Below are 15462 nucleotides of genomic sequence, written 5' to 3' on the forward strand. Positions count from 1 at the left end.
GCATCCTGCATGATCGGGAGATCACCCTGTGATTATCTGGCCACGCAGGGACTAGCCTATTTTCAATAGTTCCTCACCCAATAAATTAATCGGCACTGATAATTAAAAATACAAAAAGTTCACCGTGATTCGAGTAGGGTTCATGGGATAGCGATGCTATTGTTAATTTACTCAGATTACGGTCAGTCTGTCATTCAAGGGTCTCATGGAGGAGCTCTGTTATGTTCTGGAAACGCACAACCAGCAAGGAAGCGAGTGAACAGGCGGCAAGAGTGATGGAGCTGGGGGCCTTCGAACAAGCCATCCAGTCTCAGGTTCCCTACATCCAGTTTACCCCGGCGGGCATAGTCACCTTCGTCAACGACCTGTTCCTGAAGATAGTGGGCTTTCAACGGGAGGAGCTGATCGGCAAGCACCACAGCGCGCTCTGCTTCCCGGAAGACGTCAAGACCCGTGAATACGAGAGCCTGTGGCAGGATCTGCGCGGCGGCACCGCGCGCAATGGCCGCTTCATCCGCCAGTCGAAGTCCGGCAAGGCCGTCTGGCTGGAGGCCACCTACTTCCCCATCATGATCGACGGCCGGGTGGCCAGGGTCGCCAAGGTCGCCTCCGATGTGAGCCCGCAACAAAGCTCACTGGAGCGCACCCAGGCCCTGCTGGCGGCACTCGACAAGTCGCTGGCGGTGATCGACTTTCAACCGGATGGCACCGTCATCACCGCCAACCAGAATTTCCTCCACTGCTTCGGCTACCGGCTGGAGGAGGTGGTCGGCAAGCACCACCGCCAATTCTGCGATCCCGAGTTTTATCATAAGAACCCCAACTTCTGGCGGGATCTGGGCTCGGGCAACATCAAGTCAGGGCTCTTCATGCGGTTGGGACGCCATGGCGAGAAGATCTGGCTGGAGGCGACCTACAACCCCATCTTCAACCACGAGGGCAAGGTGGTAAAAATCATCAAGCTGGCGAGCGACATCACCGAGCGGGTCGAGAAATCCATCTCCACCCGTGAGGCGGCCCAGAAGGCCTGCGCCATCGCCAGCGAGACCGTCTCGAGCGCCGCCAAGGGGCGCGAGGTGATCGACAAGGTGCTGGAGACTTCCCGCCACATCAATACTTCGGTCAACGAGGTCAGCAAGCAGATAGATCTGCTCAATCAGCAATCCAAGAGCATCGAGTCCATCATCTCGACCATCAGCGGCATCGCGGATCAGACCAACCTGCTGGCACTCAACGCCGCCATCGAGGCGGCCAGGGCCGGGGAGCAGGGCCGCGGCTTTGCAGTGGTCGCGGACGAGGTGCGGCAACTGGCCGCGCGCACCTCTAGCTCCACCAACGAGATCGTCTCGGTCATCAAGCACAACTCCGACATCACCTCGAAGATCACCCAGACCGTCTCCATCGTCTCCGACAAGGCGGTGGCGGGACAGGAGCAGGCCAACATCGTCTCCAGCGTCATCAAGGAGATCATCGAGGATGCCAATTCGGTCTCGGACACCGTCAAAAGTTTGTCCATCTAACTAGGCGGTCGTCACAACAAAACACGGGGCTCGTCTCCGTGTTTTATTTGCAGGCTGAACTGCCGGTTGCTCACGTCCGGGTTCACGCCTCCCCTTGCAGATAACGCCTGGCATCCTCATCGGCCACTGCCAGGGCCGCCTCCCATAGCTCGGTGATGCGCAATCCCTCCTCCCCCACGGCTTCTTCTTCCAGTGCCTCCAGCACCTTCGCATCGGCCAGGGTAAAGGGGTGATGGGTCAGCAGCGTCTGCGCCCTTGCCAGTAACATCATGTCGTTCATCGCCAGGCTCCTGAGTGTGTTGCATGCAGCGGGCATACCTCTGTCCAGACTGTAGCCGATAGGGCCGAGGGAGCCAGCGCCGGGCGCGCAGCAGATCAGCATGAGGCGATGGCGGCGCACGGCAGAGCGCCCAACCAGGCATCGAGCAGGGGATTGGAAGTCAGATGAGGCTCGAAACTGCAGGCTGCACACCGATTAACCGGGTAGAAATGGACTAAAGAAGGTCAATGCCAGCATGAATTGGCCATTTGAATAATAACCATGCCGCCTTGCTGTTGTTTAAAGGCACCTAAAATCAGATAATACGGCCGCCTTCATACCGGATACCCCATCGTCAATGACTGAGTACCTGCTTTTACTGATCAGCACAGTACTGATCAACAACTTCGTGCTGGTGAAGTTTCTCGGCCTTTGCCCCTTCATGGGGGTCTCTGGCAAGCTGGAAACCGCCATCGGCATGGGACTGGCCACCACCTTCGTGATGACGCTGGCCAGCGCCTGTTCCTATCTGATGGAACACTACATCCTGATCCCGCTGAACATCGCCTATCTGCGCACCCTGGGCTTTATTCTGGTGATCGCCGTGGTGGTGCAGTTCACCGAGATGGTGATCCGCAAGAGCAGCCCGACCCTCTATCGCCTGCTCGGCATCTTCCTGCCGCTCATCACCACCAACTGCGCCGTGCTCGGCGTGGCGCTGCTCAGCATCAACGAACGCCACAACTTCATGCAAAGCATCATCTATGGCTTCGGGGCCGCCTGCGGCTTCTCGCTGGTGTTGATCCTGTTTGCGGCCATGCGTGAGCGTCTGGTGGCCGCCGATGTACCGACGCCGTTTCGTGGTGTCTCCATCGCCATGGTCACCGCCGGCCTGATGTCGCTGGCCTTCATGGGCTTTACCGGCCTCATCAAGATATAGCGCTATGACTCACATATTCTTTGCCATTCTGGTGCTGGCGCTGCTGGCCCTGGCCTTCGGCATCATTCTGGGCTTCGCCGCCGTCAAGTTTCATGTGGAAGCCGATCCCATCGTCGATCAGCTCGACGCCCTGCTGCCCCAGACCCAGTGCGGCCAATGCGGCTATCCGGGCTGCAAGCCCTACGCCGAGGCGCTCGCCAACGGCGATCAGATCAACAAGTGCGTGCCCGGTGGCGATGCCGCCATGCGCAAGATAGCCGATCTGATGGGGGTCGAACCCCAACCCCTTGGCGGTGGTGACGAGGCCGCGGTGCCCGTCAAGAAGGTCGCCTTCATTCACGAAGATATGTGCATCGGTTGCACCAAGTGCATCCAGGCCTGCCCGGTCGATGCCATCCTGGGCGCCACCAAGGCGATGCACACCGTCATTGCCGATGAGTGCACCGGGTGCGATCTCTGTGTCGATCCCTGCCCAACCGACTGTATTGAAATGATCCCGGTTCCGACCACGGTCGATAACTGGAAATGGGATCTGACCAAGGTCACCATTCCGGTCAAGATAGTGGAGTAACCATGCAGCACCTGCTCGAACGTATCAAAGCCGGCAATCTGTGGGATTTCCACGGCGGCATTCATCCTCCCGAGAACAAGCACCAATCCAGCCTGACGCCGGTAGTGGACGCGGGCCTGCCGCCCCAACTCATCATCCCGGTGCGCCAGCACGCGGGCCCCGCCGGCGATCTGCTGGTGCAGGTCGGTGACAAGGTCAAGAAGGGTCAGCCGCTGACCCGTTATGACAAGGGCCGCATCGTGCCGGTGCATGCCTCCACCTCAGGTACCGTCAGCGCCATCGAGCCCCATACCGTGGCGCACCCCTCTGGCCTCGAGGATCTCTGCGTCCTGCTCACCCCGGACGGGGAAGATGCCTGGTGCGAGCGCGACGGCCGCCCCGATTACTGGAATCTGGAGCGCGGCGAGCTGCTCGAGCGCATCCAGCAGGCCGGCGTGGCGGGACTCGGCGGCGCCGTGTTCCCAACCCACAGCAAGCTCGACGGCCGCGGCCAGCTCACCGAGATCCTGATCGTCAACGGACTGGAGTGTGAGCCCTACATCACCACCGATGATCGGCTGATGCAGGAGTATGCGGACGAGATCATGGACGGTGTCCGGGTGCTCAAGCACCTGCTCAAGCCGAAACTCACCCTGGTCGGGGTGGAAGACAACAAGCCAGCGGCTATCGAGGCGTTGACCCGTCACGCCACCGATGAGGATGTGCTGGTCAAATCCGTGCCGACCAAATACCCCTCGGGCGGTGCCAAGCAGACCATAGAGCTGCTCACCGGCCGTCAGGTGCCCAAGGGCGGGCGCGCGGTGGACATGGGCATCATGGTGCTCAACGTCGCCACCGTGTTTGCCATCAAACGCGCCATCATCGACGGTGAACCGCTGATCGAGCGTATCGTCACCCTCACCGGCGATGCCTTCAAGCAACCGGGCAATGCCTGGGTACGCCTCGGCACGCCGGTACGCTGGCTGTTGCAGCGCTTCGAGCTGCAGCCGGAAGCTGATCAGCGGGTCATCATGGGCGGCCCCATGATGGGCTTCACCCTGCCCCACGCCATGGTGCCCGTGGTCAAGGCCACCAACTGCCTGCTCTCCCCGACCAAGGCCGAATTGCCCGTGCCCGGCCCCGAGCAGTCCTGCATCCGTTGCAGTGCCTGCTCCGACGTCTGTCCGGTAAAGCTGTTGCCTCAGGAGCTGTACTGGTACAGCCGCGCCAAGGACTACGAGAAAACCGAGAAGCTCAACCTGTTTGACTGCATCGAGTGCGGTGCCTGTGCCTGGGTCTGCCCGAGCAGTATCCCTCTGGTGCAGTACTACAAGGTCGCCAAGGACGATATCCGCGAGGCCCGTGCCGAGCACGAGAAGGCCGAACGCGCCAAACAGCGGTTCGAGGCCAAGCAGGCCCGCTTCGAGCGCGAAAAAGCCGCTCGTGAGGCGCGCCATGCCGAAGCCGCCGCCCAGCGCCGTCAGGCCATGACCAAGACGGGCGGTGAAGACCCGGTCGCCGCCGCCCTTGCTCGTCTCAAGGCCAAGCAGGAAGCCTCGAGCGTGCCGACCGATCAGCCCGATAACGCCGCCATGGCCGCCGCTCGCGAGGCGCGCAAACAAGAGGCGCTGGCCCGCCGCGCCGCCAAGGCAACCGAAGCCGGCGAGCCTGCCGATACCATCAGGGCGGTGACGCCCGAGGCGCAGGATCCCAAGAAGGCGGCCATCGCTGCCGCGTTGGCCCGTGCCAAGGCCAAGAAAGCCGCGCAGGCTAAGGGGGATATTGCCGAGCCAGCAGATAACGCGGTCAGTAATACCGAGTCACAAGCCGTGACCAGATCTGCCGCCGAGGTCGATCCCAAGAAGGCGGCCATCGCCGCCGCGTTGGCCCGTGCCAAGGCCAAGAAAGCCGCTCAAGCTGCGGGGGATACTGCCGAGCCAGCAGAGAACGTCGGCAGCAATACCGAGCCACAAGCCGTGACCGAACCTGCTGTCGAGATCGATCCCAAGAAGGCGGCTATTGCCGCTGCCATCGCTCGTGCCAAAGCCAAGAAAGCCGCGCAGGCCGTGGCTGAGGACAATGCCGATAGCGAGCCTGCCGCCGTCAATGAGGTTGTTCCCACGGCAAGCGAGCCCGCGCCCGCCGCCGAGCTCGATCCCAAGAAAGCCGCCATCGCTGCGGCCATCGCCCGCGCCAAGGCCAAGAAAGCCGCGCAGGCCGTGGCTGAGGACAATGCCGATAGCGAACCAGCCGCCGTCAATGAGGTTGTTCCCACGGCAAGCGAGCCCGCGCCCGCCGCCGAGATCGATCCCAAGAAGGCAGCCATTGCCGCCGCCATCGCCCGCGCCAAGGCCAAGAAGCAGGCCGCCGAGGCGGCCAAACTCGACCAGCGCGAGTCAGACCCACTTTCCGACAAGAGCCACTGATCCATGTTCAATATCGCGACTGCGCCCTTTGCCCATAATCGCAAACAGACCCAGACCCTGATGTTGCTGGTGATCCTGGCCTGTCTGCCCGGTTTCCTGGCACAAACCTGGTTCTTCGGCTGGGGCACTCTGGTCCAGATCCTTCTCGCGCTGGTGACGGCGCTGGGCAGTGAGGCGCTGGTGCTCAAACTGCGTAACCGCCCCATCAAACCGGCCCTGCTGGATGGCAGTGCGGCCCTCACCGCCGTGCTGATCGGGCTCTCTCTGCCTCCCCTGTTGCCCTGGTGGATGCTGGTACTCGGCACCGCCTTTGCCATCATCATCGCCAAACACCTCTATGGCGGGCTCGGTCAGAACCTGTTCAACCCGGCCATGGTGGCCTATGTGCTGCTGCTGGTCTCCTTCCCGGTCCAGATGACCAGCTGGCTGCCACCGGCCAGCATCGCCGCCTATGGCCTGGGCTTTGGGGACGCGGTGTCGGTGATCTTCACCGGTTTCAGCCTCGACGGCTACAGCATGCTGCAGCTCAAGCAGGGGGTGGATGGGCTGACCATGGCCACGCCGCTCGACACCCTGAAGACCGGGCTGACCCAGGGCCTCACCGCCAGCGAAGTGATGACTCACAAGGTGTTCGAAGGCTGGGGTGGCATTGGCTGGAGCTGGGTCAACCTCGGCTATCTGCTGGGTGGCCTCTTCCTGTTGCAGCAAAAAGTGATCAACTGGCGCATTCCGGCCGCCGTGCTGGGCGCCCTGCTGCTGTCGGCCACTCTCGGCTATCTGGCGACGCCGGATGCCACCGGCACCCCCATGCTGCACCTGTTCAGTGGCGCCACCATGCTGGGGGCCTTCTTTATTGCCACCGATCCGGTGAGCGCTAGCACCACCCCGCGCGGTCGTCTGGTCTACGGGGTACTGATCGGCGTGTTGGTCTACCTCATCCGCCGCTTCGGCGGCTACCCGGATGCCTTCGCCTTCGCGGTGCTGCTGGCCAACCTTTGTGTACCGCTTATCGATAGCCTGACCCGTCCCAAGGTCTATGGGGCTCGTCGTAAATGAAACAGACGCCATTCTCATCTTTAGGAAGCTTCCCATGTTAAAGAGCATGCGCAAAAATGGCGTCACCTTGGCTTTGTTCGCTCTGGGTTGCACCGCCATGGTGGTGCTGACCAACGAACTGACCCAGGACAGGATCGCCCACCAGCAGCAGCTGGAAAAACTGCGTACCCTGGCGGCCCTGCTGCCGGAGGGAAGTTATGACAACGATCTGGTGGCCAGCTGCCGGCTGGTCACCAACCGGGAATATCTGGGTAGCGATCAGGCCATGCCGCTCTATACCGCGACCCTGAACGGCGTGCACACCGGCTATGCACTGGAGACCGTCGCCCCCGACGGATACAGCGGAGCCATTCGCATGGTGGTCGGCACCGATGCCAAGGGCGCCGTCAGTGCGGTGCGGGTACTCACCCACAAGGAGACACCGGGTCTTGGCGACAAGATAGAGCTGAAAAAATCCAACTGGATCGACAGCTTCATCGGCCGTACCCTCAATGCAGACAATGAGGCGAGCTGGGCGGTGAAGAAGGATGGGGGCGAGTTCGACGCCTTCACCGGCGCCACCATCACCCCCCGCGCCGTGGTCAAGGCGGTGAAGAACCTGCTGCGTCTGCAACAGGAGCATCCCGAACTGCTGCAGGATGCCCCGTCCTGTGACACCACCCCCTAACGTCGGAGCCCGTATGGCACATACAACGGAACAAGTCATGGAACAAGTTGATGTGATTGACGGCCAGAGCCTCGTCAACGAAGGCAATAGCCGCCGCGAAGAGCTCAAGGAGCTGATGCTGCAGGGGCTGTGGAAGAACAACCCCTCCCTGGTACAGGTGCTGGGACTCTGCCCGACCCTGGCGGTCTCCTCCACCTTTACCAACGCCCTCGGGCTTGGCCTTGCGACCCTGGTGGTGCTGGTGAGCTCCAACCTCGCCATCTCCCTGGTGCGTAACCTGGCGCCCAAGGACATCCGCATCCCGATCTACGTGATGATCATCGCCGCCCTGGTGACCAGCGTGCAGTTGCTGATGAACGCTTACACCTATGGCCTCTATCAGTCCCTCGGCATCTTCATCGCGCTGATCGTCACCAACTGCATCATCATCGGCCGGGCCGAGGCCTATGCCTCCAAGAACCCGCCCCTACTGGCGGCCGCCGACGGCTTCATGATGGGGCTGGGCTTCACGCTGGTGCTGCTGGTGCTCGGTGGCCTGCGTGAGATCATCGGCATGGGTACCCTGTTCGATGGCGCTGATCTGCTGCTTGGCGACTGGGCCAAGTCCCTGCGCATCGAGCTGTTCCACGCCGATGCCAGCCTGTTGATAGCGATCCTGCCGCCGGGTGGTTTCATCGGGCTGGGGCTGCTGGTCGCCGCCAAGAATGTGATCAACGATCGCATGGGCCGCAAGCAGGCTGCCGACAAGGCTCACTGCGCCGTACCGGCGCCCGGCGCCCGCGCCACCCAGCTCTAGGGCTTTGCCCGGCGCTCCCGGCGTTAGAGTAGAGAGCCAAGACAGACACAGAGAATCGATGAATAACCAAAAACGCAGACAAATTCTGGAGCGGCTGCGGGACAACAACCCGCACCCCACCACCGAGCTTCATTTCAACTCGCCATTCGAGCTCCTGATCGCCGTCCTGCTGTCGGCTCAGGCCACCGATGTGAGCGTCAACAAGGCCACCGCCCTGCTCTATCCAGTGGCCAATACCCCGGCCGCCATGCTGGCGCTCGGGGTGGACGGGGTGAAGCAGTACATCAAGACCATTGGTCTCTTTAACACCAAGGCCGAGAACGTCATCAAGACTTGCGCCATCCTGCTTGAGCGCCACGGCGGCGAAGTACCGGAGGATCGTGAGGCGCTGGAAGCCCTGCCCGGGGTGGGCCGCAAGACCGCCAACGTGGTGCTCAACACCGCCTTCGGCTGGCCCACCATCGCCGTCGACACTCACATCTTTCGGGTGTCGAATCGCACCGGCTTCGCGGTGGGCAAGAACGTGGATCAGGTGGAAGAGAAGCTGCTCAAGGTGGTGCCCGCCGAATTCAAGCTGGATGTACACCACTGGCTGATCCTGCACGGGCGCTATACCTGTCTGGCGCGCAAGCCCCGCTGCGGCTCCTGCATCATCGAAGACTTGTGCGAGTACAAAGAAAAAGTCTATCCAGAGAGCTAGTCCCAGCGACCTCTGTTAATAGCGCAAATAATACTTACCATTTGTTCTGTTGATTCATATAAAAACAGTACAAATAACCAACCTGGAGAGGCAAGCAATGAGAATTCTGCACACCATGCTGTCACATCAGCCGATCTGGGGCCTCTCTTCTATCGAATCTCAGTACAAGATCAATCCTATCCGGAGAGCTAAATCATGAGAATTCTGCATACGATGTTGCGCGTCGGCGATCTGCAACGCTCCATCGACTTCTACACCCGGGTGCTCGGCATGAAGCTGCTGCGCAAGAGCGAGAATAGCGAATACAAGTACACCCTGGCCTTCGTCGGTTACGGCGACGAGAAGGATGAAGCCGTCATCGAGCTGACCTACAACTGGGGCGTGAGCGAGTACGAGCTGGGATCGGCCTACGGCCACATCGCCCTTGAAGCGGATGACATCTACGGTACCTGCGATGCCCTGCGCGCCGCCGGCGCCAAGATCACCCGCGAGCCGGGCCCAGTCAAGGGTGGCACCACCGTCATCGCCTTCGTGGAAGACCCCGACGGTTACAAGATTGAGCTGATCGCCAAGAAAGACGCGGGCGCCGGTCTGGGCGAAAGCGTCTAAGCCAGTCATTTGCGAGCAATAAAAAAACGGGGCCAATGGCCCCGTTTTTTTATCTGCCTTGGTCCTCAGTGCGCCCTGTTTTAGAGCGCACCGAGTGTTGACCGCGAGCTGCCTGACATCAGGCCAGGCGGAAGCGACCTATGGTCTGGCGCAGGCCGGCCGCCAGCTGGCTCAGCTCCAGGCAGGCGCGGGCGGTGTGATCGGCACCGGTCGCCACCTCGTTGGAGGACTCGTTGATCCGCTCCACGTTGCGGCCCAGCTCGTCGGAGACCGCGTCCTGCTCACCGCAGGCACTGGCGATCTGAATGGCCATGTCGGCTATCTGACCCACCGCCACCTCGATCTGCTGGATGCCGGTGCTGGTCTGCTCGCTCTGGCTCACGCACTGGCGGATCATCTCGCAGCTCTGGCCTGTCACCTCTTTCGCCTGATTGGCGCGGGCCTGCAGGGTCTCGATGATGGCGACGATCTCGCCGGTGGAGGCCTGGGTACGGCCCGCCAGGGTGCGCACCTCATCGGCCACCACGGCAAAACCACGGCCCTGCTCACCGGCGCGGGCCGCCTCGATGGCGGCGTTGAGCGCCAGCAGGTTGGTCTGATCGGCGATACCGCGAATAACGTCCACCACCACGTTGATCTGGGCAGATTCGCGCTCCAGCTCGGTGACCAGGGCGCCAGCCTGCTCCATCTCCTCGGCGACGCGGGTGATGGCCACCAGGGCCCCCTGCACCTCCTGATTACCCTGTCTGGCCAAAGCATTGGCAGAGCTGGCAGATTCGGAGGCAACCTCGGTGTTGCCCGCCACGTCGGCGACTGTGGCCTTCATCTGGGCCATGGCGGTTGCCACCATGGCGATCTCCTGCTGCTGGCTCTGGATCCCTTGCGCCGATTGCTCGGAGACCGTGCTCACCTCCTCGATGGCGGCGCCGAGCTGGGTCACAGCGGCGACCACTTCCTCGATGAGGCCACGCAGATTGTCCTGCATCTTGAGAGACGCCTTGGCCAGCATGCCCAGCTCATCCTGACCGATGTGCTGGCGATCCAGCTGATGGGTCAGATCGCCAGCGGCGATGGCATTGGCCTGGGCCACCACGGCCTGCAACGGCAGGCAGATCTGGCGAGTGAGGAACCAGGTCATGAACCCCATAAACAGCAGCAGCGCACCGATGCTCAGGGTGGCGGAGGTGGTCACCATGTTGACGCTGCCAAGCAGGCTGCCCCGGTTCTCCTGCACGAAGCCGAGGTTGATCTCCACCAGCGCATTCACCGCGCGCTCGAGCTCGGTGTAGCTGGCGTTGGACTGGAATAGCTCATCCTTGGCCTGGGTCATGTTGCCCTGAGCCAGCAGGCTATCGACCCGGTTGACCTGGCTCAGGTACTGCTGCCAGTTCTGCTTGGCACGGTTGAACACCTGGCGCTCATTGTCGGCCCCGACGGTCGCCTCGTAGGCGCTGAAGGCACGTTCGACCTTGCCAATGTTGTCCTGGATGCGAGCACGGCGGGCCTGCAGATCCGCGGTGTCCTCGATCATCATCAGGGCGAACTGGGCGCGGCGCACATAGGAGACGTCATAGAGCAGGTTCTCTACCGAGACGACGCTGGGCAGGGTGGAATCGGTGAAGTTCAGCACCCGATCCTTGATGCCGCGCAACTCGCTGGCGAGAAACAGACCGAAAATCACATTGATGACGGCAATGACCGAAAAGACCACGGCAATCTTCTTGCCGATGGAGAGATTCTTGTAAGACATGGTGGCGGTGATCCTCAACTGCTGATGAGCAGGTGCACTGTGGCGATCGCATCCCTGTGGGCGATGACCCGAAAAGTCCTGACGGGAAATGAAAAAAGTCGCGAAAGATCAAGGGAAGGAGACCTCGCAAGGGGCGGCACCTTACCACAACCTGGCCGTCCCCTTCATCGCCTTTCGCCATGCTCGGCCGATTTCAATCGGCGCTTTGCACCGGCACACTATCGACCCTTTGACACGAAACTTGAGCCGATTGATGCAATCGCACCATCGGCGTGGACAAAGACAGGGGCAGAGGATGTAATGGCACCCACATATCTCCTTATCGTCTCCCGCCACCGAGGTGCCCGTTTCATGGATAACGCATCAACCCTCACCGCCACCTGGTCCGTGCAACTGCGCGAACAGATCCAGGCTCGTCCCCTCACCGCTCTTGGCCTGCTCGTTGCCCTGGTAGCTGTCTTGCTGCTCCTGCTGCAGAGCCTGGTGATGCTGCTGGCCGGTGATATCAGCCCAGGCGCCCGCTATGGCCTCCTCGGCGGGGTCGCCGGTTTCGCCGCCACGGCGCTGGGCGCTTTGCCTGCACTGTTCCTGCGCTCGGTGCCGCAACGGGTGGAGGACGGCATGCTGGGCTTTGCCGCCGGCATGATGCTGGCCGCCAGTGCTTTCTCGCTGTTATTGCCCGGACTCGAGGCAGCCGAGGGGATCACGGGGGACGGTTTTCTCGCCGCCGCCGTGGTGGTCACCGGCATGACCCTCGGTGTCTTGCTGATGCTGGGGCTGGATCAGTTCACCCCCCACGAGCACGACAAGACGGGCCCATGCGGTCCCGGCCACGAGAGCTGCTCCCGGGTCTGGTTGTTCGTGTTTGCCATCGCCCTGCATAACCTGCCGGAGGGCATGGCCATCGGGGTCAGCTTCTCCCAGGGGGACATGGCGGTCGGCTTGCCACTCACCACTGCCATCGCCCTGCAGGACATTCCGGAAGGGCTGGCGGTGGCGCTCGCCATGTGCGCCGCCGGTTTTCGCCCCTCGGTCGCCGTGCTGGTGGCCATCGGCAGCGGTCTGCTCGAGCCGCTCGGTGCCCTGCTCGGGGTCGGCCTCGCCAGCGGCATGGCCATCGCCTACCCCATTGGCCTGGGACTCGCCGCCGGTGCCATGTTGTTCGTGGTCTCCCATGAGGTGATACCGGAGACCCACCGCAACGGCCACCAGACCTATGCCACTCTCGGCCTGATGGCAGGCTTCGCCCTGATGATGACACTCGATACCGCGCTCGGCTGATACCCCGGCACCCCATGCAGCCAGGGGTTTCCCATAAGGTGACCCCGAATACCCACCGCAACGGCCACCAGGTCTATGTCACCTATGCCACTCTCGGCCTGATGGCGGGTTTTGCCCTGATGATGACGCTGGATACCGCACTGGGTTGATGCTCGAATAGGCGCGCAGCTCATGACGCTGGCCTATTTCTGCGCATACTCCTCCTTTAGTGACCCATTCAACGGGCGGCACTCGGCGCCGCCCTTATCTTTTGCTATGATCCGCGCCAACTTATTCGGCCAAGCGGCCGACCCCGCGCAAGATCAGAGAGACGAGGTAGAGGATGAAAGTAGGTATTATCGGCGCCATGGAGCAGGAAGTAGCCCTGCTGCGCAGCCAGCTGAGCGAACTGACCACCCTGCAACTGGGCGGCTGCGAGTTCTATCAGGGCCGCTTGGCCGGTAAAGAGGTGATCCTGACCCGCTCCGGTATCGGCAAGGTCGCCGCCAGCGTCGCCACCAGCCTGTTGCTGGAAAAATTTGCCCCGGATTGCGTCATCAACACCGGCTCCGCCGGCGGCTTCGCCCAGGACCTGCATATCGGTGACGTGGTGATCGCCAGCGAAATGCGCTTCCACGACGTGGACGTGACCGCCTTCGGTTACGAGATGGGTCAGATGGCCCAGCAGCCCGCCGCCTTCCCCTGTGACGAGAAGCTGATGGCCGTGGCGCAGGCCTGCATCGCCGAGCAAGGCAAGCACCAGACCAAGGTCGGCCTCATCTGCACCGGCGATCAGTTTATGTGCAAGCCGGACGCCATCGCCAAGGCCCGCGCCGACTTCCCGCAGATGCTGGCGGTGGAGATGGAAGGGGCCGCCATCGGCCAGGTATGCCACATGTTCAAGGTGCCCTACCTGGTGGTGCGCGCCATGTCTGACATCGCCGGCAAAGAGCAGGTGGAATCCTTCGATGCCTTCATCGAAGTGGCGGGCCAGCACTCGGCCGAGATGATCATCAAGCTGCTCGGCAAGCTGTGATCGCACTCCCCGGCTGGGATCCCTTAAGCGCTGGTGCGCTCGAGTCGCTGCTGGTCACGCCGGCGGCCATCCTTATCGGGGCCGCCCTGCTGGAGACGATCCTGCCTTGGCCTGCCCGTTTCCGGCTCGGTGCAACCCTGCCCCTGTTGACCCGCCTAGGCCACAGGGTGCACCGCCCCGATGGCTCCCCCCGCCAACAATTCCAGGCCGGTCTGCTGGCCCTGTTGGTGGTCTGGCTGCCCTGTGCGGCCGGACTCTGGGCGGTGCGCAACCTCTCTTTGTCCGAGCCCTTGTTCGATCTGCTGTTCCTGCTGCTGATGCTGGAATCCCAGCCCCTGAGCGAGTTCGCCAAGGCGACCCGGGCGCTCGCGACGAAAGAGACGCTGGTGGTGGCGCGGCTACAGACATCCCCCTGGCTCAAGCGCGAGACGGGGGCTTTGTCGGTGATGGGGCTGACCAAGGCGGTGAGCGAGAGCTGCGCCCTGCGACTGGTCGGCCAATGGGCGGGCCCCTTGCTGGGCTTCGCCCTGGCCGGGGTACAAGGAGCCCTGCTCTGGCGTCTCGCTCAACTGATGAACCAAGGCTGGAGCCCGAAACAGGCCGGCTTTGCTCATTTCGGCCGCCCCGCCGCCGCCCTCTATCAGGCACTCTGTACCCCCGCCATCCTGCTGCTGGCACTGCCCCTGTGCATGAGTCAGCTACGTCAGCTCGGCAGTCGACTGCGAGTTGCCCTGCACTGGCCCTATCCAGCCATGGGCTGCCTGCTCAGCCTGCTGGCGCAAGGCTCGGGCTGCCGTCTGGGGGGACCGCGTTACTATCAGGGTCAGCTGGTACGCTTCCCGGTGCTGGAAGCCAGCGGGGAACCGACCGCCTCGACACCGCAGCGGCTGCTCAATCGTCTGCTGCTGATCGGCTGGGGTTGGCTGGGGTTGGCGCTCCTTTTAACCCTGCTGGAGCAAGTGCGTGGTTAACCCAATCTCCTTGCGCCTGTTGTGCGCCTTGCTTGGCCTGCTCTGCTGGCCGCTGTCGACATGGGCACAGGCGCCCCAGCGCATCATCAGCCTCACCCCTCATCTGACCGAACTGCTGTTCGACATAGGCGCAGGGGATCGCATCGTCGCCACCGACGATGCCTCCGATTTTCCGCCCGAGGTGAAAACCCGGCCTCAGGTGGCCAACTACCGAAGCATCAACCTGGAAGCCCTGCTGGCACAAAAGCCGGATCTGGTGGTGGCCTGGCGCTCGGCCCAATCCCGCATGCTGGCCCCCGTCGAGCAGCTCGGTATCCCGGTCTTTTATTCCGAGCCGACCGACTTTGCCTCTCTGGCAGACGAGATGCGCAGCCTAGGCAAACTGCTCGCACTGGAGCAAAGTGCCAATGCCCAGGCCGATGCCTATATGGCGCGGCTCAATGGCCTCAAGCGCCGTTATGGCAAGGCCAAGCCGGTGTCGGTGTTCTACCAGCTCTGGAACCCGCCGCTCACCAGCGTCAGCGGCTCGGCCTGGCCGGCGCAGGCCATCGAGCTGTGCGGCGCCACCAATGTCGCGGCCGGGGCCAGGACCCCCTATCCCCAGATCGGGCTGGAGCAGGTGATCAAGGCCAATCCGAGCCTGATCCTGGCCGGCAGTCAGGATCCCGCCGTGCTGACCCACTGGCAGCAGTGGCCCATGCTCGATGCCGTCAAACACAGGCAACTGCGCCTCATCAACCCGGATGAGCTGCACCGCTTCACCCCGCGCGCCCTCAATGCGGTGGAGCAGGTGTGTGAGGCCATCGCCCACGCCAACCCGGCCTCCTGAGCCATATTGCTAGCGCGAACCGACCACCTCAGTGCCCACTAATGGGTTCTGGCACAGAATATGCTTTTAATTTTTATAGACACACACCTTCAT

General features: G+C 62.3%; 15 protein-coding genes. 13 read left to right on the forward strand and 2 right to left on the reverse strand.

The window, feature by feature from the left end; all coding sequences use genetic code 11:
- The first annotated feature begins 221 nt into the window (after positions 1–221).
- Entirely contained in the window at positions 222–1520 is a 1299-nt protein-coding gene (locus BN1137_RS23165; protein WP_050718415.1) for a methyl-accepting chemotaxis protein, read from the forward strand.
- Between the two features lie 82 nt (positions 1521–1602).
- Here BN1137_RS23165 and BN1137_RS09785 read toward each other — a convergent pair whose 3' ends face one another.
- Positions 1603–1800 (reverse strand): hypothetical protein, encoded by a 198-nt coding sequence (locus tag BN1137_RS09785; protein ID WP_050718416.1) that lies wholly within the window; start codon positions 1798–1800, stop codon positions 1603–1605.
- 337 nt (positions 1801–2137) lie between these two features.
- On the opposite strand from BN1137_RS09785, the gene rsxA reads away from it, so the two are divergent.
- The 8 genes from rsxA (at position 2138) to gloA (ending at position 9523) form a co-directional block, all read left to right on the forward strand.
- Positions 2138–2719: an electron transport complex subunit RsxA gene (gene rsxA / locus BN1137_RS09790; protein WP_050718417.1), complete on the forward strand. Its 582-nt coding sequence runs from the start codon at positions 2138–2140 to the stop codon at positions 2717–2719.
- 4 nt (positions 2720–2723) lie between these two features.
- Complete coding sequence (gene rsxB, locus BN1137_RS09795; RefSeq protein WP_050718418.1) at positions 2724–3290, forward strand: electron transport complex subunit RsxB; 567 nt, start codon at positions 2724–2726, stop codon at positions 3288–3290.
- A 2-nt stretch (positions 3291–3292) separates the two neighbouring features.
- Positions 3293–5695: an electron transport complex subunit RsxC gene (rsxC, locus tag BN1137_RS09800; RefSeq protein ID WP_050718419.1), complete on the forward strand. Its 2403-nt coding sequence runs from the start codon at positions 3293–3295 to the stop codon at positions 5693–5695.
- Between the two features lie 3 nt (positions 5696–5698).
- Positions 5699–6751, forward strand: a complete 1053-nt coding sequence (gene rsxD, locus BN1137_RS09805; RefSeq protein ID WP_050718420.1) for an electron transport complex subunit RsxD — start codon at positions 5699–5701, stop codon at positions 6749–6751.
- 34 nt (positions 6752–6785) lie between these two features.
- Positions 6786–7418, forward strand: a complete 633-nt coding sequence (rsxG, locus tag BN1137_RS09810) for an electron transport complex subunit RsxG (RefSeq protein ID WP_050718421.1) — start codon at positions 6786–6788, stop codon at positions 7416–7418.
- 37 nt (positions 7419–7455) lie between these two features.
- Entirely contained in the window at positions 7456–8214 is a 759-nt protein-coding gene (locus BN1137_RS09815) for an electron transport complex subunit E (RefSeq protein ID WP_050718422.1), read from the forward strand.
- A 58-nt stretch (positions 8215–8272) separates the two neighbouring features.
- The gene (gene nth, locus BN1137_RS09820) at positions 8273–8914 is read left to right on the forward strand and encodes an endonuclease III (RefSeq protein WP_050718423.1); all 642 of its coding nucleotides are present in this window, start codon (positions 8273–8275) and stop codon (positions 8912–8914) included.
- A 195-nt stretch (positions 8915–9109) separates the two neighbouring features.
- Positions 9110–9523: a lactoylglutathione lyase gene (gene gloA / locus BN1137_RS09825; protein ID WP_050718424.1), complete on the forward strand. Its 414-nt coding sequence runs from the start codon at positions 9110–9112 to the stop codon at positions 9521–9523.
- Between the two features lie 118 nt (positions 9524–9641).
- On the opposite strand, the gene BN1137_RS09830 is transcribed toward gloA, so the two are convergent.
- The gene (locus BN1137_RS09830) at positions 9642–11273 is read right to left on the reverse strand and encodes a methyl-accepting chemotaxis protein (protein ID WP_050718425.1); all 1632 of its coding nucleotides are present in this window, start codon (positions 11271–11273) and stop codon (positions 9642–9644) included.
- A gap of 351 nt (positions 11274–11624) precedes the next feature.
- Between BN1137_RS09830 and BN1137_RS09835 the strand changes: the two genes are divergently transcribed.
- The 4 genes from BN1137_RS09835 to BN1137_RS09850 all read left to right on the forward strand — a co-directional run bounded on the left by BN1137_RS09835 (position 11625) and on the right by BN1137_RS09850 (position 15369).
- A complete protein-coding gene (locus tag BN1137_RS09835) occupies positions 11625–12554 on the forward strand; it encodes a ZIP family metal transporter (protein WP_050718426.1) in 930 nt (309 codons plus the stop codon).
- Positions 12555–12876: 322 nt separating this feature from the next.
- A complete protein-coding gene (gene mtnN / locus BN1137_RS09840) occupies positions 12877–13569 on the forward strand; it encodes a 5'-methylthioadenosine/S-adenosylhomocysteine nucleosidase (protein WP_050718427.1) in 693 nt (230 codons plus the stop codon).
- On the forward strand, positions 13566–14540 hold the full coding sequence (locus tag BN1137_RS09845) for a cobalamin biosynthesis protein CobD/CbiB (RefSeq protein ID WP_050718428.1): 975 nt from the start codon (positions 13566–13568) through the stop codon (positions 14538–14540). The genes mtnN and BN1137_RS09845 overlap by 4 nt, the downstream gene beginning before the upstream one ends.
- Positions 14533–15369 carry a cobalamin-binding protein gene (locus tag BN1137_RS09850; RefSeq protein WP_408605541.1) on the forward strand — a complete coding sequence of 279 codons (837 nt, stop codon included), beginning with the start codon at positions 14533–14535 and terminating at the stop codon, positions 15367–15369. Before BN1137_RS09845 ends, BN1137_RS09850 begins: the two co-directional genes overlap by 8 nt.
- Positions 15370–15462: the final 93 nt, after the last annotated feature.

It is taken from the genome of Aeromonas tecta, assembly GCF_000820185.1.
GTDB lineage: Bacteria > Pseudomonadota > Gammaproteobacteria > Enterobacterales > Aeromonadaceae > Aeromonas > Aeromonas tecta.